This window comes from Streptomyces sp. NPDC048290 (assembly GCF_040652095.1).
In the GTDB taxonomy this organism is placed as follows: domain Bacteria; phylum Actinomycetota; class Actinomycetes; order Streptomycetales; family Streptomycetaceae; genus Streptomyces.
Window position 1 is genome coordinate 288,172 of the sequence record NZ_JBEZLM010000005.1, and the last position, 20,900, is coordinate 309,071.

Here is a 20,900-nt window from a genome sequence, read left to right on the forward strand (position 1 = left end):
CCCCGGTCTCAGGTGAGGAGTGGGAACCCCGCATGACCAGTCAGTCCATCCTTCCGTCCGTGCCCGCGCTGGGGACCCGCCCGGCCTCCGGGGCGAACCCGAGCCGTGCCGAGACCCGCGACCAGCTGGCCAGAGCGTCGTACGACCTGCTGGTCGTCGGCGGCGGCATCCTCGGTATCTCCACCGCCTGGCACGCCGCGCAGTCCGGACTGCGGGTGGCGCTGGTCGACGCCGGGGACTTCGCCGGAGCCACCTCCTCCGCCTCCTCCAAGCTGCTGCACGGCGGGCTGCGCTACCTCCAGACCGGCGCCGTGAAGCTGGTCGCGGAGAACCACTTCGAGCGGCGTGCGGTCTCCCGCCAGATCGCCCCGCACCTGGCGAACCCGCTGACGTTCTACCTCCCGGTCTACAAGGGCGGCCCACATGGCGCGGCGAAGCTCGGCGCGGGCGTCTTCGCGTACTCGGCGCTGTCCGCGTTCGGTGACGGCGTGGGCCATCTCCTCTCCCCCGCCAAGGCGGCGCGGGACGTGCCGGAGCTGCGCACCGAGGACCTCAGGGCCGTGGCCGTGTACGGCGACGACCAGATGAACGACGCCCGGATGGCGCTGATGACGGTCCGCGCGGCGGTCGAGGCGGGCGCGGTCGTCCTCAACCACGCCGAGGTGACCGGGCTGCGCTTCACCCGGGGGCGGGTGACGGGCGCCGAACTGAGGGACCGGCTCTCCGGCGACGAGTTCGGGGTCGACGCCCGGCTGGTGCTGAACGCGACCGGGCCATGGGTGGACCATCTGCGCCGGATGGAGGACCCGGCGGCGGCCCCGTCCATCCGGCTGTCCAAGGGCGCCCATCTGGTGCTCAAGCGGACGGCTCCGTGGAAGGCGGCGCTGGCCACCCCGATCGACAAGTACCGGATCACGTTCGCCCTGCCCTGGGAGGACATGCTGCTGCTGGGCACCACGGACGAGGAGTTCGAGGGCGACCCGGCGGACGTGGCCGTCACCGAGCGGGACGTCACGCAGATCCTGGACGAGGCCGCGTTCTCGGTCCGGGACCGGCAGCTGAGCCGGGAGCTGATCACCTACTCCTTCGCCGGGCTGCGGGTGCTGCCGGGCGGGCCCGGCGACACCGCGAAGGCCAAGCGGGAGACCGTGGTGAGCGAGGGTCCGGGCGGGATGCTGTCGGTGGCGGGCGGCAAGTGGACGACGTTCCGGCACATCGGCCGGACCGTGATGCGCAAGCTGGAGTCGCTGCCGGGTCATCCGCTCGGCGAGGACTTCGAGCCGGTCTCGCGGCTGCCGCGCAAGCTGCCGCTGCCCGGTGTCGCCAGTCCGCGCGCGGTCGCCCACCGGCTGCTGGCCGACGGCCCGGCGCCGGGCCCGCGGATGGCCGCCGACACGGCGAGGCACCTGGCGACCCATTACGGCTCGCTGGCCTTCGACATCGCCCGGCTCGCCAACGAGAACCCCGAGCTGGCCCGCCGTGTCCACCCCGACGCGCCCGAGATCTGGGCCCAGGTGGTCTGGGCCCGCGACCACGAGTGGGCCGAGACCGCGGACGATGTACTGCGCCGCCGTACGACCCTGACGATCCGCGGTCTGGCGACGGACGAGATCCGGGCGCGGGTGGGGGACGTACTCGACGCGAGGTAGAGGGGGCGGCTCGACGGAGGACGGCGGCACGTAGGTACGGCACCTGGGAGACGGCCGCGCGGACGGGCTCCCTCCCGGGGCGCCGGCCGAGTTGGCGGGCTCCCGGGTGTCGGCCCCGTAGGCACGCTCCCAGGTGTCGGCCGCCTAGGCACGCTCCCGGGGCGGGCTCGTATGTCGGGCGCCCATGTCGGGCGCTTGTGGGCGGGGCTCGGAAGCGGTCACGCACGGGCGGGGCCGGGGAAGCCGCCACATAGGGGCGGGCACGGTAAGCCGCCACATAGGGGCGGCACTTGGGAAACCGCGGCAGACACCCGGGAAGCGGGCGCATGTGCGCGGCACCCGGGGGCCGCCGTATGGGAGCGGCGCTCAGGAAGCCGCCGCAGGCACCCGGGAAGCGGTCGCCTTTGACCGGCGCCGGGAAGCCGCCGTACAGGGCGCGGCTCAGGAAGCCGCCGTACAGGGCTGGGCTCAGGAAGCCGCCGTACAGGCGCGTCGCTGAAGCAGCAGTCGCAGACATCCCGACCCGAAACGCCGTCCCATGCCTACGTCCCCCAAGGGGCGGTTCCCGCGGCGGAGCCGCCCCTTCCGTCTGCCCGCGCACCCCGGCTCACAGGTGATCACCCCTCCGTTCATCCCCCGATCGCCGGGCGCGCGGGAGAGTTCACGGCGTATTGGAGCACCGGCGGTGTAACGACATTGATGAGGCGTCAATCATCTTGTCATGAACCTGCGGTCCACCGGACGGGCCGCAGTCTCATGGAGGTGTGGGATGCACCGCAGACTCGCCACCGGTCTCGCCGCCTCGGCCCTGGCCGTGATCACCGTCGCCGCGACCGCCACCAGCGCCACCGCCGCGCCCGCCGACAAGCCCCAGGTCCTGTCCAGCTGGACCCAGACCAGCGCGTCCAGCCACAACGCCTGGACCGCCGCCCGTGCCAACCAGGCGGCCTGGTCCGCCTACCAGTTCGACTGGACCACCGACTACTGCTCGTCCTCCCCCGACAACCCCTTCGGCTTCCCGTTCGCCACGTCCTGCGCCCGCCACGACTTCGGCTACCGCAACTACAAGGCGGCCGGCTCCTTCAGCGCCAACAAGGCCCGTCTCGACAGCGCGTTCTACGAAGACCTCAAGCGCGTCTGCAACGGCTACGGCGGCGCGTCCAAGGCCGCCTGCAACAGCACCGCCTGGACCTACTACCAGGCCGTGCGCGCCTTCGGCTGACGCCCGCGCGGACCCGGGGTGCGGGTACCGGGCGGGGCGGTTCGTATGATCGCGACGCCGCCCGATCCGCCGCCCGCACCCTGGGAGCCGTCGTATGCCGCAGGACCTCCAGCCACTGACCCGCATACCCCGCACCGGGCTGCCGTCCCACGCGGTCGTCGTCGGCGACCCGGCGCGCGCCGCGGCCGTCGCCGCGCTGCTGGAGGACGCGCGGGAGGTGTCGTACCACCGTGAGTACCGGGTGTTCGCCGGAACCTGGAAGGGGCTCCCCGTCGCCGTCGCCTCGCACGGGATCGGCGGGCCCGGCGCGATCCTGCTCTTCCAGGAGATGGCGGACGCGGGCGTGCGTACGTTCCTCCGGTTCGGCACGGCGGGCGCGATGCGCCCCGGTGTCGCCGACGGCGATCTGGTGATCGCGGAAGCCGCGGTACGCGACGACGGGGTGACCGGACAGCTGCTGCCCCCGGAGTATCCGGCCGTGGCCGCGCCCGAGGCGGTGCTCGCGCTGGAGCGGGCCGCGCGGGAGACGGCCGCCCCTTACCACCGGGGCATCGTCTGGACCCGGGCGGCGTTCCAGCCCGGCCTGATCCCGCTGACCGGCTACGAGGGCGCGGGCCTGGCCGCGATCGAGATGGAGCTGTCGGCGCTGCTGATCACCGCCTCGCTGCGCGGCCTGGTCGCGGGCGGCGTCCTGGTGATCGACGGCGTCAACGCCGACGAACTCGCCGACGACCGCGCGACCGGGGCGTACGACCCGCACCGCGAGGTCGTGGAGACGGGTGTGGCGCGCGGCGCGGTGGTGAGCCTTGAGGCGCTGCGGCTGCTGGCGGAGAGCGGTCGGGGGCCCGGCGGCGAGGAAGGCTGAGCCCCCGGCCGCCCCCGCCCCGCCACCTTCGCCGGCGCCCGCGCCGCCGTCGTAGGCGTGCGCCGGGCGGGTTCGTCCCCCTGCCCGTCCGTCCGCCGGACCGCGCATAATGACGGTGAGACATCCGATGTCTTTCGGCTGTCTGACCAGGGTCCGGGCTGGCGGGAGGCGGGGCGATGGCGGTCACCGACGAGGCGATCGAGAAGATCAAGGGAATGATCGTCTCCGGCGCGCTGCGGCCCGGCGACCGGCTGCCCAAGGAGAGCGAGCTGGCGGCCGAGCTGGGACTGTCGCGCAACTCGCTGCGCGAGGCGGTGCGGGCCCTGTCACTGATCCGCATCCTGGACGTCCGCCAGGGGGACGGCACATATGTCACCAGTCTGGACCCGCAGCTGCTGCTGGAGGCGCTGAGTTTCGTCGTGGACTTCCACCGGGACGACACCGTCCTGGAGTTCCTCGCCGTGCGCCGCATCCTGGAGCCGGCCGCGACCGCGCTGGCCGCCGCGCGGATCGGCGCGCCGCGGCTGGACGCGCTGGCCGCCCAGTTGGACGCGCTGGGCGAGGCGCCCTCGGTGGAGGAACTGGTCGCCGCCGATCTGGAGTTCCACCGCGGGATCGTGCAGGAGTCCGGGAACTCGGTGCTGTGCTCGCTGCTGGACGGTCTGTCCGGGCCCACCACCAGGGCCCGGATCTGGCGCGGGCTGACCCAGGAGGACGCGGTCGCCCGCACCCTGCGCGAGCACCGGGCGATCCTGGCGGCGCTGCGCGACCGGGACGCGGAGGCGGCCCGCTCGTGGGCGACCGTGCACATCGCGAGCGTGGAGCAGTGGCTGCGCTCGACCCTCTGACCGCCCTCCCGCGTACGCCGGTGCTCGGATGATTCGCAGAGCTGTTCTGCGGGTGTTCCGGGGTGGCGGGCGGGGCAGTGATCCGTTCACTGCCCCGTGCAAGGGGGCTGCGGGCGCCCCCGCCGCACGCCGTAAGGTTGGGTGGTCAGGCGAGGGCATGTCGGAAGGAGGCGCTGGGTGATCGAGCTGGAGGGGGTTCCCGAGCTGATCGACCCAGTGATGGTGGCCGCGTTCGAGGGCTGGAACGATGCCGGCGACGCCGCTTCCACCGCGGTCGCGCATCTGGAGCGGGAATGGAAGGGCGAGGTGTTCGCGGCGCTGGACGCCGAGGACTACTACGACTTCCAGGTGAACCGCCCCACGGTGTGGATGGACGCCGGGGTGCGCAAGATCACATGGCCGACGACCCGGTTGTCGGTGGTGCGGGTCGGCGGGGACAAACCGCGCGATCTGGTACTGGTCCGCGGCATCGAACCGTCGATGCGCTGGCGCTCGTTCTGCAACGAGCTGCTGGGCTTCGCGCACGAACTGGGGGTCGAGCTGGTCGTGATCCTGGGCGCGCTGCTCGGCGACACCCCGCACACCCGCCCGGTCCCGATCAGCGGCACCACGTCCGACGCGGACCTGGCGCAGCGCATGGACCTGGAGGAGACCAAGTACGAGGGCCCGACGGGGATCGTCGGAGTGCTCCAGGAGGCGTGCACGCACGCGGGTGTCCCGGCGGTGTCGCTGTGGGCGGCCGTGCCGCACTACGTGTCGCAGCCGCCGAACCCGAAGGCGACGCTGGCGCTGCTCAACCGGCTGGAGGACCTGATCGACGTGCGGATTCCGCTCGGTGAGCTGGCCGAGGACGCGCGGGCCTGGCAGGTCGGGGTGGACCAGCTGGCGGCGGAGGACAGCGAGGTCGCGGAGTACGTGCAGACGCTGGAGGAGGCGCGGGACACCGCGGAGCTGCCGGAGGCGTCGGGTGAGGCCATCGCGCGGGAGTTCGAGCGGTATCTGCGGCGCCGGGACGGTGGGGTGGGGCCGCCCACGCCGGGCGAGAGGACCCGTCCGCCGAAGCCGCCGAAGTCGTCGCCGGACGACGACGAGTCGTCGGAGGACTGAGCGGGACGGCAGCGGGGCGCGCCCTCACGGGTGCGCCCCGCTGTCGTGTCCGGTGCCGTGTCCGGTGCCTAGAGGGCGACCCCGAGGAGCGCGTCCACCGTGCGGGAGACGACGCCGGGGGCGCCCTCGTCCGTGCCGCCCGTCTCCTCCTGGAGCGCGGCCCAGCGGTCGACGGCGGCCAGCGCGGCCGGGGCGTCCAGGTCGTGGGCGAGGGCCGCGCGGACCTCGTCGACCAGGGCGTCGGCGGACGGGCCGTCGGGCCGGGAGACCGCGGCGCGCCAGCGCGCCAGGCGGGCCACGGCGTCGGCGAGGACCTGGTCGGTCCACTCCCAGTCGGCGCGGTAGTGGTGGGCGAGCAGGGCGAGGCGGATGGCGGCGGGGTCGACGCCGTCCCGGCGGAGCTGGGAGACGAAGACCAGGTTGCCCTTGGACTTCGACATCTTCTCGCCGTTCAGCCCGACCATCCCGGCGTGCACATACGCCTTGGCCATGGGGTGCTCGCCGGTGAGGACCTGGGCGTGGGAGGCGCCCATCTCGTGGTGCGGGAAGGCGAGGTCGGAGCCGCCGCCCTGGACGTCGAAGCCCATGCCGAGGTGGTCGAGGGCGATGGCGACGCACTCGATGTGCCAGCCGGGTCTGCCGGGGCCGAGGGAACCGCCGTCCCAGCGGGGTTCGCCGTCCCGGGCGGCCATCCACAGCATCGGGTCGAGGGGGTTCTTCTTGCCGGGGCGGTCGGGGTCGCCGCCGCGCTCGGCGGACAGCAGCCGCATGGCGGTGGCGTCGAGGTGGGAGACCTGGCCGAAGCGGGGGTCGGACTCCACGGAGAAGTAGATGTCACCGTCGAGTTCGTAGGCGGCGCCGAGGTCGCGCAGCCGTTCGACGAGCGGGACGATGCCGGGTATGGCCTCCACCGCGCCTATGTAGTGCTGGGGCGGCAGCATCCGCAGGGCGGTCATGTCCTCGCGGAAGAGGGTCGTCTCCTGCTCGGCGAGGGCGGTCCAGTCGAGGCCGTCGCGCTGGGCCCGCTCCAGCAGCGGATCGTCGACGTCAGTCACGTTCTGGACATAGTGGACCTGGCGCTTGGTGTCGAGCCATACGCGCTGCACGAGGTCGAACGCGTTGTAGGTCGCCGCGTGACCCATGTGGGTCGCGTCGTACGGCGTGATGCCGCAGACGTATATACGGGCGACGGGACCGGGGTCGAGGGTGACGAGGCCGCCGGTCGCGGTGTCGTGAATCCTCAGGTCGCGGCCCTGACCAGGCAGGGCGGGGACCTCGGAAGCGGGCCAGGCATGCATGACGTGAGCCTAACCGGACGACACTTCCGCATACGAACCGGACCAGGCCGGATGGCCGGTACGGCGGTCTTGCGCGGGGTGCGCCGATATGCGGGGGGGGGCGGGACGGGGGCGCGCTACGGGAGCGGTGGCCGGGGATACGGGACGGGGTTCGCGCGTTCGGGGACCGGGGTCCGCGCGGTCCGGCGTAGGGGACGAGGCTCCGCGCGTTCGGGGGTAGGGGACCGACACCCACGCGGGCCGGCGTACGGGACGAGGCTCCGCGCGGTCAGGCGTACGGGGCGAGGCTCCGCGCGGCCCGGGGCACGGGGCGGGGGGGGTCCGCGCGGCCCGGCGTACGGAACCAGTCCCCGCGCGGTCGGGGATACGGGAGGGGGGCCGCCCGCGTGGTCCGGGGCCCGGGACCGACACCCGCGCGGTCCGGCGTACGGGACGAAGCTCCGCGCGGCCCGGGGCACGGGACCCACACCCATGCGGTCCGGCGTACGGGAAGGAGGTCCGCAGCCCGGTACACGGGATCCACACCCAGCGCGGTCCGGGGCACGGGGCCAGCACCCACGCGGCCCGGCCTACGGAACCGGCACCCAGCCTCCCCACGCGAGGCCCGGAGCCCACCCCGCGCGGTCCGGCCTACGACGACGACGCCACCCGGCGATGCAGGACACGGCAGAGGACCCGCCCCGCGCAGCCCACCCGCACCGCACATGACCGGCGCCCCCCACCACAGCGCGCCCGCTCGGCTACACCGGCGGCCAGGGAATCGCGGGCCACTCCCCGCCGGGCGCGGGGTGGACGCCGGTCGTCAGCAGGGCGTCGACCCGTGCGCGGGTCGCGTCCAGCTCGGCGGGGGTGATGAGGGCGGCGAGGCGTCCGGCGAGGCCGCCGCCGGGCTTCAGGTCGTCCTGGAGGCGGCGCAGGGCGTCCAGCGCCTCGGCGGGCAGGGGCTCGCCCGCCCAGCCCCACAGCAGGGTGCGCAGCTTGTCCTCGGTGTGGAAGGTGACGCCGTGGTCGATGCCGTAGAGATGGCCGTCGGCGGTGGGCAGGAGGTGGCCGCCCTTGCGGTCGGCGTTGTTGATCACCGCGTCCAGGACGGCGAGGCGGCGCAGGCGGGGGTCGTCGGCGTGCACCAGCAGGGCCGTGCGGTCCTCGGCGACCTCGGCGCGGCCGATGGCCTTCCAGCCGGGCGCGGGCTCCTCGGCGTCCACCAGGGCGAGCAGTTCGGTGTCGGGGGTGCCCTCGATCCACAGTTGGACCATGCCCTCGCCGTAGGGGCCGTCGCGGAGCACGGTCGGCGGGACCAGGTCCCAGCCGGTGGCGGCGGCGACCTCGTAGGCGGCGACCTCGCGCTGGGCGAGCGTGCCGTCGGGGAAGTCCCACAGCGGGCGTTCACCGGCGACCGGTTTGTACACGCAGGCGGCCTCGCGGCCCGCGTGGGCGACGGTGCAGTAGAGGGCGGCGTTGGAGGCGTCCCGGATACGGCCGCGTACCGTCAGCTCACCCTCGGTGAGCAGCGCGGCGTCCGGGGGCGCGGGAGTGGTGCCGGGGGGTCCCACGTCGGTCATGCTCCGCGGCGGTATCCGTTCTGGCGCGGACATACATGTCCCTCCGGGTCGAGCGGCAGGCTGCACAGGGGGCACGGCGGCCGGCCGGCGTTGACGACGTCCAGGGCGCGTTTGGCGAACGCGCGGGCCTGGGCGCCGGTGAGCCGGACCCGCAGCATCGGGGGCCCGTTCTCCTCGTCCTGGAGGAGCCGTTCCTCGGCCTCGGCGAGGTCCTCCTCGGACTCGGCGTCCAGCTCGACCAGCGCCTGCGCCTCGACGATCATGCGCTGTTCCTCGCCGTCCCAGGCCAGGGCCATGGTGCCGACGCGGAACTCCTCCTCGACGGGCGTGTCCAGGGGGCCGGTGTCGGAGACCTCCGCGGGTGCCACGGCCGGGACGGAGGCGCTGCCGCCGCTGCGCCGGACGACCTCGTCCAGCAGTTCGTCCATGCGTTCGGCGAGGGCGGCGACCTGGGTCTTCTCCAGGGCCACGCTGGTCACGCGGGGGCCGGCGGTGGCCTGGAGGAAGAACGTACGGCGTCCGGGCAGCCCGACGGTACCGGCCACGAAGCGGTCCGGTGGGTCGTAGAGGAACACCTGACGGGACACGTCCAGCTCCAGAGCAGTCGGGGTGGGGAATCGGGCGGTCGTGGGGCACGGGCCGTGGGGGGTCGGTGGCGGCTACCGCGACCGCTCAACCCTACTGCGGCCGACGATCACGGTGCGCCCGCACCGCCCCCCACCGGGGCGTCCCCCTCCGGCGGTGTCTCGTGGGGCGCCAGGGAGGCGAAGTCGCCGGTGTCGCCGAGCCGCACCAGGTAGGGCCGCAGCCGGGTGTACCGGATCACGGTGATCGAGCAGGGCTCGACGGAGATCCGCTGGAAGAGGTCGAGATGAAGTCCGAGTGCGTCGGCGACCAGCGCCTTGATGATGTCGCCGTGCGAGCACATCAGGTACACGGCGTCGGCCCCGTGGTCGCGCTCCACCCGGACGTTCCACTCCCGTACGGCCTCGGCGGCCCGGGTGGACATGGCGCGCATGGACTCGCCGCCAGGGAAGGCGACGGCGGAGGGGTGGCCCTGGACGACCCTCATCATCGGTTCGTCGTTGAGTTCGGCCAGCTTGCGGCCGGTCCAGTCGCCGTAGTGGGCCTCGCCGATGCGGTCGTCCTCGTGGACGGTGAGGGCGGGGCGGGCCTCCGAGAGCGGCCGGACGGTCTCCCGGCAGCGCTGGAGGGGGCTGGTGACGATCTCGGCGAGGGGCAGGGCGGAGAGGCGTCCGGGCAGGCCGGCGGCCTGTGCGCGGCCTCGGTCGTCGAGGGTGACGCCGGGCGTCCAGCCGGCGAGCAGTCCCGCGGTGTTGGCGGTGGAGCGTCCGTGCCGGACCAGGATCAGCGTGGGCATGCCGCCCAGGGTAGGCGCAGCCGCGCGTGCGGTGGCCGGGCGGTGGCGGGAGAATACGCAGGGTGATCGTGGACTGCGCCATCTACCGGGACGGGCGCCGCGCGGAGGCGCCGGAGGACTTCTCGGCGGCTCTGGCGGAGGCCCGCGCGGGCGGCGGTTTCGTGTGGATCGGGCTGTACGAGCCGACGCCGGGCGAGTTCGACCTGGTCACGGAGGAGTTCGGGCTGCATCCGCTGGCCGTGGAGGACGCGCTGAAGGCGCATCAGCGGCCCAAGCTGGAGGTGTTCGACGACTCGCTGTTCCTGGTGCTGAAGCCGGTCCTGTACGAGCCGGAGGGCGACACCGTCACCACCGGTGAGGTGATGATCTTCATCGGGGACGCCTTCGTGGTGACCGTCCGGCATGGTGAGGGCGCTCCCCTGGCGGCCGTCCGGCACCGGCTGGAGGGCGATCCCAAGCTGCTGGGCAAGGGCCCCACGGCGGTGGTGTACGTCATCGCGGACGCGGTGGTCGACCACTATCTGGACGTGGCCGGGGAGCTCCAGACCGATCTGGAGGAGCTGGAGGCCGAGGTGTTCTCCCCGGACGGCGGCAGTTCACGCAACGCGGCGATGCGGATCTACGCCTTCAAGCGGCAGGTGCTGGAGTTCCGCCGGGCGTCGGTGCCGCTGGTGCTGCCGCTGACCCGGCTGGCGGGGCTGGGCCCGTTCGGCGGGTCGGTGCCGTTCGTGAACGACAAGGCGCGGCCGTACTTCCGGGATGTCAACGACCATCTCGCCCGGGTGAACGAGGCCGTGGAGAGCCTGGACCGGCTGGTGTCGGACATCCTGTCGGCGCATCTGGCGCAGATGAGCGTGCGGCAGAACGACGACATGCGGAAGATCTCCGCCTGGGCGGCGATGGCGGCGGTGCCGACGATGATCGCGGGCATCTACGGCATGAACTTCGACCACATGCCGGAGCTGCACTGGATCTGGTCCTACCCGGCGGTCATCGCCCTGATGGGGGCGCTGGTGACGGTGCTGTACCGGACGTTCAAACGGCGCGGGTGGCTGTAGGGCGCGCTATGGGTGCGGGTTCGGAAGCGGGTACCGCGCGGGGGCGCGCCCGGTGTCTTACGGCGGGGGCGTACGGCGTGTCGTAGGGGACGTCTCCGGCGTGTCGTCCAGACGCGGGGACCGGCGTGGCGTCCACGCGCGGGGACCGGCGTGTCGTCCGGCGCCGTTCAGGCGAACTCGGGCGCGGCGCCCGCGGGCCCGCCGAGGGCGTCCCGGCGCTCCGGCATCCGCAGGGAGACCATCCGGCGCCAGCCGCCGAGCCGCTCGTAGAGATAGACGGCGTGGATGCCGGAGGCGAGGACGGCCGCCTTGGGGCGGGACCAGCCGAGGACGCGTCCCATGTGGGCCATGACGGCGAGGCTGACGTCCCGGTAGACCCGGATCTCGGCCAGCGCACAGGTACGCAGGGTGCGCTGGATGGCGCGGCCGTGGCCCGCGGCGGCGTAGCGGAGCAGCTCCTCGTGGCAGTAGGCGAGGTGGTTGTCCTCGTCGTTCGAGATCATCCGGACCGCGCGGCCGACGTCGGGGTGGTCGCCGAAGTGGGCGCGGAGCATGTCCATCTGCTCCGAGGCGCGCTGCTCGGTGACCCGGCTGTGGGCGAGGTAGGTGATGATGTCCGGCAGGGTGAGCGCCTGGTCGGTCTTGAGCTTCTCGTGGGCGAGGCCGATCCCGCTGCGTTCCAGGAGCATGGTGTAGTCGGTCGCCGGGGGGACGTCGACGGGTTCGAGGCCGCGCTTCTTCATCAGGGCGTGGAAGATCCGCCCGTGCTTGTCCTCGTCCGCGCCGTGCCGGGTGATCTTGGGGGCGAGGTCCCGTTCGCTCGCGGGGACCAGCGCGGCGATCCGGGCGTTCTCCCAGCCGCCCTGCGACTCACCGCTGGCGGCGATGGAGCAGAACAGCCGGAAGGACTCGTCGTTGTCGAGGATCTCCTGGAACAGGCTCTTGGCCGAAAGCATCTGAGGCACCTCTCTGGGGGAACCCCGCACGGAAGAACGCACAGAAGAACGCGCAGAAGAACTCACAGCACGACTCCACGAAAGAACTCCACGGAGAACGAGTCAAATGCCCACGCAGTGGTGGTGCAACAGGTGTGTCCGACAACTCCGCCAAATGACGGACGCGGGTGCCGCGCGGGGGCGTAACCGGGCCCGCCCCGGCGCGTTGTACGCCGTGACGGCCGTGGCGGGGAAGACCCCCGAGCCCCCACCACGGCCGCGGAACATCCCCCCTCCCCCGCCTCCCGGGCCCCGTCACGTCCCGTGACGCCGTGTCATGCGAGCCCGGCGCGCTCCAGGGCCTCGGTCCCGGCGCGCAGCGCGGCGAGTCGCTCGTCCAGGGTGAACCCGGCCGGGGCGAGCGTGAGGGTGGTGACCCCGGCCGCCGCGTACGCCGTCATCCGGTCGGCGATGCGGTCGACGGAGCCGAGCAGGGCGGTGGAGTCGATCAGGTCGTGCGGTACGGCCGCCGCGGCGCCCTGCTTGTCGCCGGAGAGGTACTTCTCCTGGATCTCGGCGGCGGCCTGCTCGTAGCCCATGCGGCGGGCGAGCTGGTTGTAGAAGTTCTGCTTGGCGCTGCCCATACCGCCGACATAGAGCGCGGTGTAGGGACGGAACGTGTCGGCGAGGGCGGCGACGTCCTTGTCGTCGCCGAGGGCGAGCGGCAGGGTCGGGCAGACGTCGAAGCCGTCCAGGGTCTTGCCGGCCTTCTCGCGTCCCGCGCGGAGGTACTTCAGGGCGGTGTCCTCCAGGTGGTCGGCGGACGGGAAGATGAGCAGGGCGCCCTCGGCGATCTCGCCGGTCTGCTCCAGGTTCTTCGGGCCGATCGCGGCGATGTAGAGCGGGATGTGCTCGCGCTCGGGGTGCACGGTGAGCTTGAGGGGCTTGCCGGGGCCGCCGGGCAGCGGCAGGGTCCAGTGCTCGCCGTCGTGGGAGAGGCGTTCGCGGCTCATCGCCTTGCGGACGATCTCCACGTACTCGCGGGTCCGGGAGAGCGGCTTGTCGAACTTGACGCCGTACCAGCCCTCGGAGACCTGGGGGCCGGAGACGCCGAGGCCGAGGCGGAACCGGCCGCCGGACAGCGAGTCGAGGGTGGCGGCGGTCATGGCCGTCATGGCGGGCTGGCGGGCCGGGATCTGGAAGATGGCCGAGCCGACGTCGATCCGTTCGGTCTGGGCGGCGACCCAGGTCAGTACGGTGGCCGCGTCCGAGCCGTACGCCTCGGCGGCCCAGCACACCGCGTACCCGAGCCGGTCGGCCTCCTTGGCGACGGCGAGGTTGTCCGCGTCCATCCCGGCGCCCCAGTAGCCGAGGTTGATCCCGAGCTGCATGACCGCATCCCCTTACTGATCAGTAACGTCCCTGTGTCCGCAGACCCTAGCGCGGGCCGGAGCCGGGGGCGAGACGGCTGTGACGAGCGTCGCGCCGGGCGGCCCGACCAGCGCGGGCGGGACGGAACCCGTTGTCCACCGGCAACCCACGGCACCAGTTCTGGCCAGTACTCTCGGCGTTCATGGAGCAGAGGCATCTCGGCCGCACCGGCCTGCGCGTGTCCCGCATCGGACTCGGCACCCTCACCTGGGGCAGAGACACCGACGAGCACGACGCGGCGGACCTCTTGAAGACCTTCTGGGAGGCGGGCGGGAACCTGATCGACACGGCGGACGTGTACGGCGACGGAGAGGCCGAATATCTGCTCGGGCGCCTCATGGAGGGCCTCGTTCCGCGCCGGGACTTCGTGCTCTCCACCAAGGCGGGCAGCGTGCCCGACCCGGACCGCCGGTTCAACGGCTCGCGCGGCCATCTGCTCGCCGCCCTCGACGCCTCCCTCGCCCGCCTCGGCACGGACCATGTCGACCTGTGGCACATCCACGCCTACGACCCCGACACGCCCATGGAGGAGACCCTCCAGGCCCTCGATCTCGCCGTCGCCAGCGGACGCGCCCGCTACGCCGGGGTGTCCAACTTCTGCGGCTGGCAGCTCGCCAAGGCCGCCACCTGGCAACTCGCCGCCCCCGGCACCCGCACCCGGCTGTCCAGTACGCAGATGGAGTACTCGCTGCTCCAGCGCGGGGTGGAGCGCGAGGTGCTGCCGGCCGCGCTGGACCTCGGGATCGGCCTGCTGCCGTCCTCGCCGCTCGGGCGCGGGGTGCTCACCGGCAAGTACCGCGAGGGCCTGCCGCCGGACTCGCGCGGCGCTTCGGAGCACCTGGCCCCGTTCGTGGAGCCCTATCTCGACGACACCGCCAGCCGGATCGTGGACGCGGTGACCACGGCCGCCGACGGACTCGCGGTGACCCCGCTCCAGATCGCCCTCGCCTGGGTCAGGGACCGGCCCGGAGTGACCGCGCCGATCGTCGGCACGCGCAACGCGCAGCAGCTCAGCGCCGCATTGTCAGTGGAGGCGCTTAGTCTTCCTGACGAGATCTGCCGGGCGCTCGACGATGTGTCGGCACCCGTGCACCGCTATCCCGATCACGACTGGAGCACGCTGTGAGCACGGAGCCGGAGAGCACGCCGGAGGGCCCCGGCGAGGACGCCCCCGAGACCCCGGACACACCGGACACCCCGGCCGGCGACGCACAGGACCCCGACGCGACCGCCCAGGACCCCGACCCCGGCACGGAGGACCCCGGCACCGGCACCGGCACGGAGGACCCCGGCACCGAGGAGTCCGGCGCCACCGCCCAGGACACCGACACGGACGCCACCGCCCAGAATCCCGGCGACCGCTCCGAGGCCGCGGCCGAGCTGGCCGCGCAGCAGGTGGAGCGGGAGCGGATCGAGCGCCGCAGGGCCGAGCGCGCGGGCCCCATCGACAGCGGCGCCAAGCTCAGCGGTACGGCGGCGGATCTACTGGCGGCGGTCCGTGCGGTGGAGAGCGGCGAGAAGCCCTCGGCGAGCGCGTTCCCCGGACCCGAACCGGCCCCGCGCCGCCCCGCCCCCGCGCCCGCGCCGGTCCGCCGCCCCGAGCCGGTGCCCGCCGCGTCGCCCGCGGGCCCCACGGCGGACGCGGTCACGGCCGTCGGGCAGGTGCTGGCCGACGGCGGCGCCCCCGCCACGCTCGCCGCGCAGACCGCCGAGACCCTCGGCGAGGACGCGCCCGCACTGCTGCGCGAGGACCCCTGGCGGCTGCTGCGGGTCACCGGAGTGCGGCCCGAGCAGGCGGACGGATTCGCGCGGGCGCTGCTGGGCACCGAGTGCGGCCCGGACGACGAACGGCGGGGCCGCGCGGTGGTGTGCTGGCTGCTGGAGCAGGCCGCGCTCGCCGGACACACCGCGCTCGACCTGCCCGCCCTGCTCACCACCCTGACCCGGTACGGGGTCCCCGACCCGGACGAGGCCGTGCAGAACGCCCTCGCGGAGGGCGAGGCCCTCGTCTTCCAGGACGCCCTGGACGAGCCCGCAGCCGCCACGACCGGCGACGGCGACGACGGCGAGGAGGAGCGCCCGGTCCGGGTCCTGGTCGGCCTGGAGCGGTACGCGCTCGCCGAGGAGAGCCTCGCCGACGGACTGGCCCGACTGATCAACTCCGTGCCCAAGCAGGACGGTTCGGCCGACGACTGGGAGCGGGCCGCCGGGGCCGCCGAGGGGGCCGCCGCCGAGCTGATCCGCGCGGTCGCGGGCCACGGCCTGGTGCTGCACACCGGCGCCGAGGCATCCCTCGCCGAACCGGCCGCCCTGCTGACCGCGGCAGCCGCCCTGGGACTGCGCGCCTGGGCGGCGGCCCACACCCCGGACGGCCGGGAGCGCTTCGCGGCCCGGCTGACCGGCGGCGAGGGCGACACGCCCGGGACGACGCCGGAGGCGACCACGGTCGCGGCACTGCTGTCCGGCGCCCACGGCCCGGGGCGGGACCCGGACGGGGCGCTCGACCTGGACCTGCTGATCGTGCTGGACGCGCCGCAGCTGGACGTGGAGGCCGCCGCGCTGCTCACCGAGTCACTGCCGGACGGCGCCCGGCTGGTGCTGGCCGGTGACCCGGCGGTGCTGTGGTCGGCGGGCCCCGGCCGGGTCTTCGCCGATCTGCTGGCCACCCGGCACTGCCCGCAGATCGCCTCCCGCCGCCCCGACCCCGGCCCGCTGGGCGAGCTGGTGTCGGGCATCGGCGTCGGCGAGCTGCACCAAGTGGAGGCGCCCGGCAAGGAGATCGTCATCGTGCCCGTACGGGACGCGGGCGAGGCCGTGCACCGCACGGTCCAGCTGGTCGCCGACTCCGTGCCCCGCGCGATCGGCGTGCCCCCCGAGCAGACGGTGGTCGTCACCCCGGGACACGGCGGCGCCGCCGGGACCCGCGCCCTGAACACGGCCCTCAAGGAACGGCTCAATCCCGGCCCCGGCCGGTTCGGCGGCTTCGACCCCGGCGACCGGATCGTCCACGCCCCGGCGCCGGGCCGCGCGGTGCCGGGCACGGTCGTCACGGCGGACACCGAGGGACTGCACCTGTCCTGCGCGGGCGAGCGGATCGTCGTCCCCAAGGACCGGGTCGCCCCCACCGTGCGGCACGGCTGGGCGCTCACCGCGCACCAGGCCGTGGGCTCCCGCTGGCCCGCCGTGGTCGTGGTGCTCCCCGGGGACGCCGCGCAGAGCCTCAGCCGACCCTGGATCTACACCGCGTTCGGCCGGGCCGACCGCCATCTGTCCGTCGTCCACGGCGTGGAGCAGGCCCTGCCCAGAGCCGTCGCCGAGGCCACCGCCAAGCCCCGCACCACCCGGCTGCCGGTGCTGCTGCGCCCCCAGGTGCCGACGGAGGGCTGACCGGGCCAGACAGGGCCAGACAGGGCCAGACAGGGGCGGACAGGGGCGGACAGGGCGACGGCGGTGGCCGGGAGCACATCGCTCCCGGCCACCGCCGCACACCCACCGGTCACCGGCGGCTAACGCCGGTCCGCGTCCAAGGGCTCCAGGTCCTCGTCCTCGTCCAGCGCGTCCAGCTCCACACCGTCGAGATCCACCTCGGCCCCTTCGTCACCGTCCTCGTCGCCCTCGTCGTCCTCGTCATCCACGTCCGTGTCGTCCTCGTCGAAGACCGAGCTGACGTCGAAGCGGCACACCACCCGCTGCGGGTCGACCTGGTCGAACGGGGCGTCCAGCCACTCCCCCGGGTCGGCCGACTCATCCGCCGCGGTCACCCACAGCGTGGAGTCGCCCTCCTCCAGACCGAACTCCTTGTGCCGGGAGGCGATCTCGTCCGGTTCGTACTCACCGAACAGCACGCCCAGCGCCCCGTGCAGGGTGCCCGCCGCCCGGTCGCCCTCGGCGCCGTCCTCCTGGTCCACCGCCTCGATCCGCTGCGCCTGGGCCAGCAGCCGCTGCGGCTCCGCGACCGCGTAGTCCCGGCGGATCAGCACGCTCAGCGCGTTCGGCTCCTCGGGACCGGTGTAGGGCGGCAGCGAGTCCTCCGCGCCGGGGATCTCGAAGGGCGTGACCTCGTCATAGCGGTCGTAGAGCAGCTCGTCGTACGCCTCCGCCGCCGCGGCCAGCTCGTTGAACGCCTCGTAGACGGCCTGGTCGTCCTCCTCGGACCGGCGTTCGACCGCGGCCAGGTGGCGGTCGAGCGCGGTCTTGACCGCCTCGGCGGCGGCACGTACCTCGGCAGCGGTGGGCTGCGCAGCATCAGACATAGTGCAGACGCTATCCGTACGGGGGGCCAGCCCGCACAATAGATGCGATGCCGGAATACGAATTTGTCGACGTGTACGTGCCGCGCGGGGTCTCCCGCAAGGAAGCAGCACGTCTGCTGACCGACCACGCCGAGTACGGGCACTGGGAGTTGTACCGACTGAGCCTGCTGCGTGACGGCAGTCGGCGGGTGCGGCTGCGGCGCCGGATCATCCGCCAGGTACGGGCGACCTGGTAGCGGGACGGGAACGGCGGCACACAAGGAACAGGCCCCGTCGTAGGCGGGGCCCGCTCCCTCATCGATCCGCGCGTCAGGGGCGGCGGCCCGGTCAGGCCGAGATCCGCGCCCGGCGGTAGATCACCGCGCCCGCGAGCAGCGCGCCCGCGGCCAGCGAGGCGGCGGCGCCGAGCGGCACCGAGCCACCGGTCTGCGCGAGCTGGGCGGCGGCGTGCGGCTGCACGACGGACCGCGTCCCGGGCCAGTTCCCGGGGGTGACCGGGGTTCCGGGGGTGCCGTGCGGGCCGGTGCCGGGACCGGCGGGACCGGTCGGGGTGCCGGGCTCGACGGGGTTGCCGGGGGTACCTGGAGTACCCGGGTTGCCGGGCTGACCCGGATTCCCGGGGTTGCCCGGAGTACCAGGGTTGCCGGGCGTACCTGGCGTACCGGGATTGCCGGGCTCACCAGGCTGACCGGGATTGCCCGGATTCCCAGGGTTGCCGGGATTCCCGGGCTCACCCGGCTGACCCGGATTCCCGGGATTGCCCGGGTTACCGGGATTCCCCGGCTCACCAGGATTGCCGGGGTTACCGGGGTTGCCAGGGTTCCCCGGCGTGCCCGGCTGCTCGCCGTACCCCCCGTCCCCCTCGCCCCCCGTGTTGGCGCACTCGTTGCCCGTCGTGGAGTTGCCGATGCCGATGATGTCCACGGTGTTGCCGCAGACGTTGACGGGGGCGTACACGGGTGCCTCGACATGGTTGCCGGAGGCGACACCGGGTGAGTCGGTGGTGTGGCCCCGGGTGTGGGAGCCGCCGGCATTCCCCGGGCCGGCGGACGGTCCCGCTCCCTGGTTGACACACGCGTTGCCCATCGCCGGGTTGAGGAGCCCGACGACGTTCACGGTGTTGCCGCAGACATTGACCGGCGCGTGCACCGGCGCCTGTACCGAGTTCCCGGAGAGTACGCCGGGTGAGTCGGTGGCGGCGCCTAAGGCGCCGGAGTCGGCGTGGGCCGTGCCGCCCGCGGCGGCGAGCACACCGGTCGCGGCGGCCACGGTCATCAGACCCTTGCGGGTGACCTGTCGCATTGCTGAGATTCCTGCCTTCGACATGTGAGAAGCGGGGGGAAGAACGCGATCGGCCCCGGAGCGCGGCGGGCGCTCCGGGGCCGAAGGCTCAGACCCTCATCGGGCGAGACGCAACGTCACTTGTTGATGCAGGTGTTGCCGAAGGCGGGGTTCAGCAGCCCGATCACCGAGATCGTGTTGCCGCAGACGTTCACCGGGACGTGCACCGGAACCTGGACGACGTTGCCGGAGGCGACACCCGGGGAGTGCACCGCGGCACCCTGGGCACCGGAGTCGGCAACGGCCAGGCCCGCGCCCGCGAGAACCAGCCCACCAGTGGCAGCCGCAGCGGCGACGACCTTCTTGATCATTATTCCTCCTTGTTGGCAAAAGCGATCCCGTACCGCGGATCGCAACACCAGTAACGAGGGGCGCGCATTAGGGCTACGACCTGATGAGCGCATTCACTCGTCCCGGTGAGCGCCGTACACATGGACGAATCCGGGGGGCCGGTGGCGGGTCAGGAGGCGTCGATGAAGCGGTCCAGGACGCGGACGCCGAACTGGAGGCCCTCCACCGGGACCCGCTCGTCGACGCCGTGGAACATGCCCGCGAAGTCCAGCTCCGGGGGGAGCTTGAGGGGGGCGAAGCCGAAGCAGCGGATGCCGAGGTCGTCGAAGGACTTGGCGTCGGTGCCGCCGGAGAGCATGTAGGGCACCGCGCGGGCGATCGGGTCCTCGGCGCCGAGGGCGAGCTGCATGGCGTCGACCAGCTTGCCGTCGAAGTCGGTCTCCAGCGCCTTGTCGCCGTGCACGTCCTCGCGGCGCACGCGCGGGCCGAGGATGCGGTCGAGGTCGGCGAGGAACTCCTCCTCGTAGCCGGGCAGGAAGCGGCCGTCGACATGGGCGGTGGCCTGGCCGGGGATGACGTTCACCTTGTACCCGGCGCCGAGCATGGTGGGGGCCGCCGAGTTGCGCAGGGTGGCGCCGACCATCTTGGCGATGCCGCCGAGCTTGGCGAGCGTCTCGTCCATGTTCTCGGGGTCGAGTTCGGTGCCGAGCGCGTCGGACAGCTCGTCCAGGAAGGACCGTACGGTCTTGGTGACGCGGACCGGCCACGTGTGGCGGCCGAGGCGGCCGACGGCCTCGCACAGTTCGGTGATGGCGTTGTCGTCGTTGGTCATCGAGCCGTGCCCGGCGGTGCCGTCCACGGTGAGCCGCATCCAGTGCATACCCTTCTGGGCGGTCTCCACCAGATACAGCCGCAGCTTCTCGTTGACGGTGAAGGAGAAGCCGCCGACCTCGCCGATCGCCTCGGTGACCCCCTCGAACAGCTCGGGGTGCTTGTCGACCAGGAAGCGGGCCCCGTAGGCGCCGCCGGCCTCCTCGTCGGCGAGGAAGGCCAGCACGATGTCACGCGGGGGCTTGCGCCCGCTGCGCAGCCGGTCGCGGACGACCGCGAGGGTCATCGCGTCCATGTCCTTCATGTCGACCGCGCCACGGCCCCAGACACAGCCGTCGGCGATCTCGCCGGAGAACGGGTCGTGGGTCCAGTCCGCCGCGTTGGCGGGGACGACGTCGGTGTGGCCGTGGATCAGCAGCGCGGGCCGGGACGGGTCCTCGCCCTCGATCCGGGCGACCGTGGAGGCCCGGCCCTTGTGGGACTCGAAGATCTTCGGTTCGAGCCCGACCTCGGCGAGCTTCTCGGCGACGTACTCGGCCGCCGCCCGCTCTCCCGGCCCGGAGTGGTCGCCGTAGTTGCTGGTGTCGATCCGGATCAGTTCGCGGCACAGGTCGACGACCTCGTCCTCGCCGGTGACGCCGCCCGCGGTGTCCGTCTGGCTCACGCTGTTCCTCCCGATATAGCTGCTGGCAACCCCCTCATCCTCTCTCCGACCGGCCGCGACCCCAAGACCGGTCCCCGTCCGACATCAGCGTCCGACATCAGCGTCCGACTTCAGCCGTTCACGGGAGTGGCGGGACGGGCCGGGGCTGTGATCGGGGGGACTCG

At 73.3% G+C, this 20,900-nt stretch carries 19 protein-coding genes; 9 read left to right on the forward strand and 10 right to left on the reverse strand.

All coding sequences use genetic code 11. The features are described from left to right. Positions 1–32: 32 nt before the first annotated feature. The 5 genes from AB0D49_RS10735 (at position 33) to AB0D49_RS10755 (ending at position 5,691) form a co-directional block, all read left to right on the forward strand. On the forward strand, positions 33–1,649 hold the full coding sequence (locus AB0D49_RS10735; protein ID WP_362754149.1) for a glycerol-3-phosphate dehydrogenase/oxidase: 1,617 nt from the start codon (positions 33–35) through the stop codon (positions 1,647–1,649). 769 nt (positions 1,650–2,418) lie between these two features. Further along, positions 2,419–2,871 carry a phospholipase gene (locus AB0D49_RS10740; RefSeq protein ID WP_362754152.1) on the forward strand — a complete coding sequence of 151 codons (453 nt, stop codon included), beginning with the start codon at positions 2,419–2,421 and terminating at the stop codon, positions 2,869–2,871. Between the two features lie 94 nt (positions 2,872–2,965). After that, positions 2,966–3,736, forward strand: a complete 771-nt coding sequence (locus AB0D49_RS10745) for a nucleoside phosphorylase (RefSeq protein ID WP_362754155.1) — start codon at positions 2,966–2,968, stop codon at positions 3,734–3,736. A 176-nt stretch (positions 3,737–3,912) separates the two neighbouring features. Then, positions 3,913–4,584: a FadR/GntR family transcriptional regulator gene (locus AB0D49_RS10750; RefSeq protein WP_362754158.1), complete on the forward strand. Its 672-nt coding sequence runs from the start codon at positions 3,913–3,915 to the stop codon at positions 4,582–4,584. A 177-nt stretch (positions 4,585–4,761) separates the two neighbouring features. Further along, positions 4,762–5,691 (forward strand): PAC2 family protein, encoded by a 930-nt coding sequence (locus AB0D49_RS10755; protein ID WP_362754161.1) that lies wholly within the window; start codon positions 4,762–4,764, stop codon positions 5,689–5,691. Between the two features lie 68 nt (positions 5,692–5,759). On the opposite strand, the gene mshC is transcribed toward AB0D49_RS10755, so the two are convergent. The 4 genes from mshC to AB0D49_RS10775 all read right to left on the reverse strand — a co-directional run bounded on the left by mshC (position 5,760) and on the right by AB0D49_RS10775 (position 9,932). Next, entirely contained in the window at positions 5,760–6,989 is a 1,230-nt protein-coding gene (mshC, locus tag AB0D49_RS10760) for a cysteine--1-D-myo-inosityl 2-amino-2-deoxy-alpha-D-glucopyranoside ligase (RefSeq protein WP_362754164.1), read from the reverse strand. Between the two features lie 740 nt (positions 6,990–7,729). Beyond that, positions 7,730–8,584, reverse strand: a complete 855-nt coding sequence (locus AB0D49_RS10765) for an SCO1664 family protein (protein WP_362754167.1) — start codon at positions 8,582–8,584, stop codon at positions 7,730–7,732. After that, positions 8,548–9,138 carry a DUF3090 domain-containing protein gene (locus tag AB0D49_RS10770; RefSeq protein WP_362754170.1) on the reverse strand — a complete coding sequence of 197 codons (591 nt, stop codon included), beginning with the start codon at positions 9,136–9,138 and terminating at the stop codon, positions 8,548–8,550. The genes AB0D49_RS10765 and AB0D49_RS10770 overlap by 37 nt, the downstream gene beginning before the upstream one ends. A gap of 107 nt (positions 9,139–9,245) precedes the next feature. After that, entirely contained in the window at positions 9,246–9,932 is a 687-nt protein-coding gene (locus AB0D49_RS10775) for a histidine phosphatase family protein (RefSeq protein ID WP_362754173.1), read from the reverse strand. A gap of 62 nt (positions 9,933–9,994) precedes the next feature. Between AB0D49_RS10775 and corA the strand changes: the two genes are divergently transcribed. Then, positions 9,995–10,990: a magnesium/cobalt transporter CorA gene (corA, locus tag AB0D49_RS10780; RefSeq protein ID WP_362754176.1), complete on the forward strand. Its 996-nt coding sequence runs from the start codon at positions 9,995–9,997 to the stop codon at positions 10,988–10,990. Positions 10,991–11,157: 167 nt separating this feature from the next. Here the strand turns inward: corA and AB0D49_RS10785 are convergent, their stop codons facing one another. Both AB0D49_RS10785 and AB0D49_RS10790 read right to left on the reverse strand, forming a co-directional pair. Continuing rightward, positions 11,158–11,946, reverse strand: coding sequence for a ferritin-like domain-containing protein (locus AB0D49_RS10785; protein ID WP_362754179.1), 789 nt, complete (start codon positions 11,944–11,946; stop codon positions 11,158–11,160). 314 nt (positions 11,947–12,260) lie between these two features. Then, positions 12,261–13,316 (reverse strand): LLM class F420-dependent oxidoreductase, encoded by a 1,056-nt coding sequence (locus AB0D49_RS10790; protein ID WP_362754182.1) that lies wholly within the window; start codon positions 13,314–13,316, stop codon positions 12,261–12,263. Between the two features lie 182 nt (positions 13,317–13,498). Between AB0D49_RS10790 and AB0D49_RS10795 the strand changes: the two genes are divergently transcribed. Beyond that, entirely contained in the window at positions 13,499–14,482 is a 984-nt protein-coding gene (locus AB0D49_RS10795) for an aldo/keto reductase (protein ID WP_362754185.1), read from the forward strand. Beyond that, positions 14,479–16,743: a helix-hairpin-helix domain-containing protein gene (locus tag AB0D49_RS10800; RefSeq protein ID WP_362754188.1), complete on the forward strand. Its 2,265-nt coding sequence runs from the start codon at positions 14,479–14,481 to the stop codon at positions 16,741–16,743. Before AB0D49_RS10795 ends, AB0D49_RS10800 begins: the two co-directional genes overlap by 4 nt. 119 nt (positions 16,744–16,862) lie before the next feature. Here AB0D49_RS10800 and AB0D49_RS10805 read toward each other — a convergent pair whose 3' ends face one another. After that, on the reverse strand, positions 16,863–17,609 hold the full coding sequence (locus AB0D49_RS10805) for a hypothetical protein (protein WP_362754191.1): 747 nt from the start codon (positions 17,607–17,609) through the stop codon (positions 16,863–16,865). A gap of 47 nt (positions 17,610–17,656) precedes the next feature. Between AB0D49_RS10805 and AB0D49_RS10810 the strand changes: the two genes are divergently transcribed. Further along, entirely contained in the window at positions 17,657–17,845 is a 189-nt protein-coding gene (locus tag AB0D49_RS10810) for a DUF5703 family protein (protein ID WP_053673944.1), read from the forward strand. Positions 17,846–17,936: 91 nt separating this feature from the next. Here the strand turns inward: AB0D49_RS10810 and AB0D49_RS10815 are convergent, their stop codons facing one another. The 3 genes from AB0D49_RS10815 to AB0D49_RS10825 all read right to left on the reverse strand — a co-directional run bounded on the left by AB0D49_RS10815 (position 17,937) and on the right by AB0D49_RS10825 (position 20,736). Continuing rightward, positions 17,937–18,911, reverse strand: a complete 975-nt coding sequence (locus AB0D49_RS10815; RefSeq protein ID WP_362754195.1) for a chaplin family protein — start codon at positions 18,909–18,911, stop codon at positions 17,937–17,939. Between the two features lie 116 nt (positions 18,912–19,027). Continuing rightward, positions 19,028–19,261, reverse strand: a complete 234-nt coding sequence (gene chpH / locus AB0D49_RS10820) for a chaplin ChpH (RefSeq protein ID WP_362754198.1) — start codon at positions 19,259–19,261, stop codon at positions 19,028–19,030. Between the two features lie 149 nt (positions 19,262–19,410). Continuing rightward, positions 19,411–20,736, reverse strand: coding sequence for a M20/M25/M40 family metallo-hydrolase (locus tag AB0D49_RS10825; RefSeq protein WP_362754201.1), 1,326 nt, complete (start codon positions 20,734–20,736; stop codon positions 19,411–19,413). Between the last annotated feature and the right edge of the window lie 164 nt (positions 20,737–20,900).

What these genes read in the sequence shown, in the direction of transcription:
- AB0D49_RS10735 (WP_362754149.1), top strand. Translation starts at nt 33, where the DNA reads ATGACCAGTCAGTCCATCCTTCCGTCCGTGCCCGCGCTGGGGACCCGC.
- AB0D49_RS10740 (WP_362754152.1), top strand. Translation starts at nt 2,419, where the DNA reads ATGCACCGCAGACTCGCCACCGGTCTCGCCGCCTCGGCCCTGGCCGTG.
- AB0D49_RS10745 (WP_362754155.1), top strand. Translation starts at nt 2,966, where the DNA reads ATGCCGCAGGACCTCCAGCCACTGACCCGCATACCCCGCACCGGGCTG.
- AB0D49_RS10750 (WP_362754158.1), top strand. Translation starts at nt 3,913, where the DNA reads ATGGCGGTCACCGACGAGGCGATCGAGAAGATCAAGGGAATGATCGTC.
- mshC (WP_362754164.1), bottom strand. Translation starts at nt 6,989, where the DNA reads ATGCATGCCTGGCCCGCTTCCGAGGTCCCCGCCCTGCCTGGTCAGGGC.
- AB0D49_RS10765 (WP_362754167.1), bottom strand. Translation starts at nt 8,584, where the DNA reads ATGTCCGCGCCAGAACGGATACCGCCGCGGAGCATGACCGACGTGGGA.
- AB0D49_RS10775 (WP_362754173.1), bottom strand. Translation starts at nt 9,932, where the DNA reads ATGCCCACGCTGATCCTGGTCCGGCACGGACGCTCCACCGCCAACACC.
- AB0D49_RS10785 (WP_362754179.1), bottom strand. Translation starts at nt 11,946, where the DNA reads ATGCTTTCGGCCAAGAGCCTGTTCCAGGAGATCCTCGACAACGACGAG.
- AB0D49_RS10790 (WP_362754182.1), bottom strand. Translation starts at nt 13,316, where the DNA reads ATGCAGCTCGGGATCAACCTCGGCTACTGGGGCGCCGGGATGGACGCG.
- AB0D49_RS10795 (WP_362754185.1), top strand. Translation starts at nt 13,499, where the DNA reads ATGGAGCAGAGGCATCTCGGCCGCACCGGCCTGCGCGTGTCCCGCATC.
- AB0D49_RS10805 (WP_362754191.1), bottom strand. Translation starts at nt 17,609, where the DNA reads ATGTCTGATGCTGCGCAGCCCACCGCTGCCGAGGTACGTGCCGCCGCC.
- AB0D49_RS10810 (WP_053673944.1), top strand. Translation starts at nt 17,657, where the DNA reads ATGCCGGAATACGAATTTGTCGACGTGTACGTGCCGCGCGGGGTCTCC.
- AB0D49_RS10815 (WP_362754195.1), bottom strand. Translation starts at nt 18,911, where the DNA reads ATGCGACAGGTCACCCGCAAGGGTCTGATGACCGTGGCCGCCGCGACC.
- chpH (WP_362754198.1), bottom strand. Translation starts at nt 19,261, where the DNA reads ATGATCAAGAAGGTCGTCGCCGCTGCGGCTGCCACTGGTGGGCTGGTT.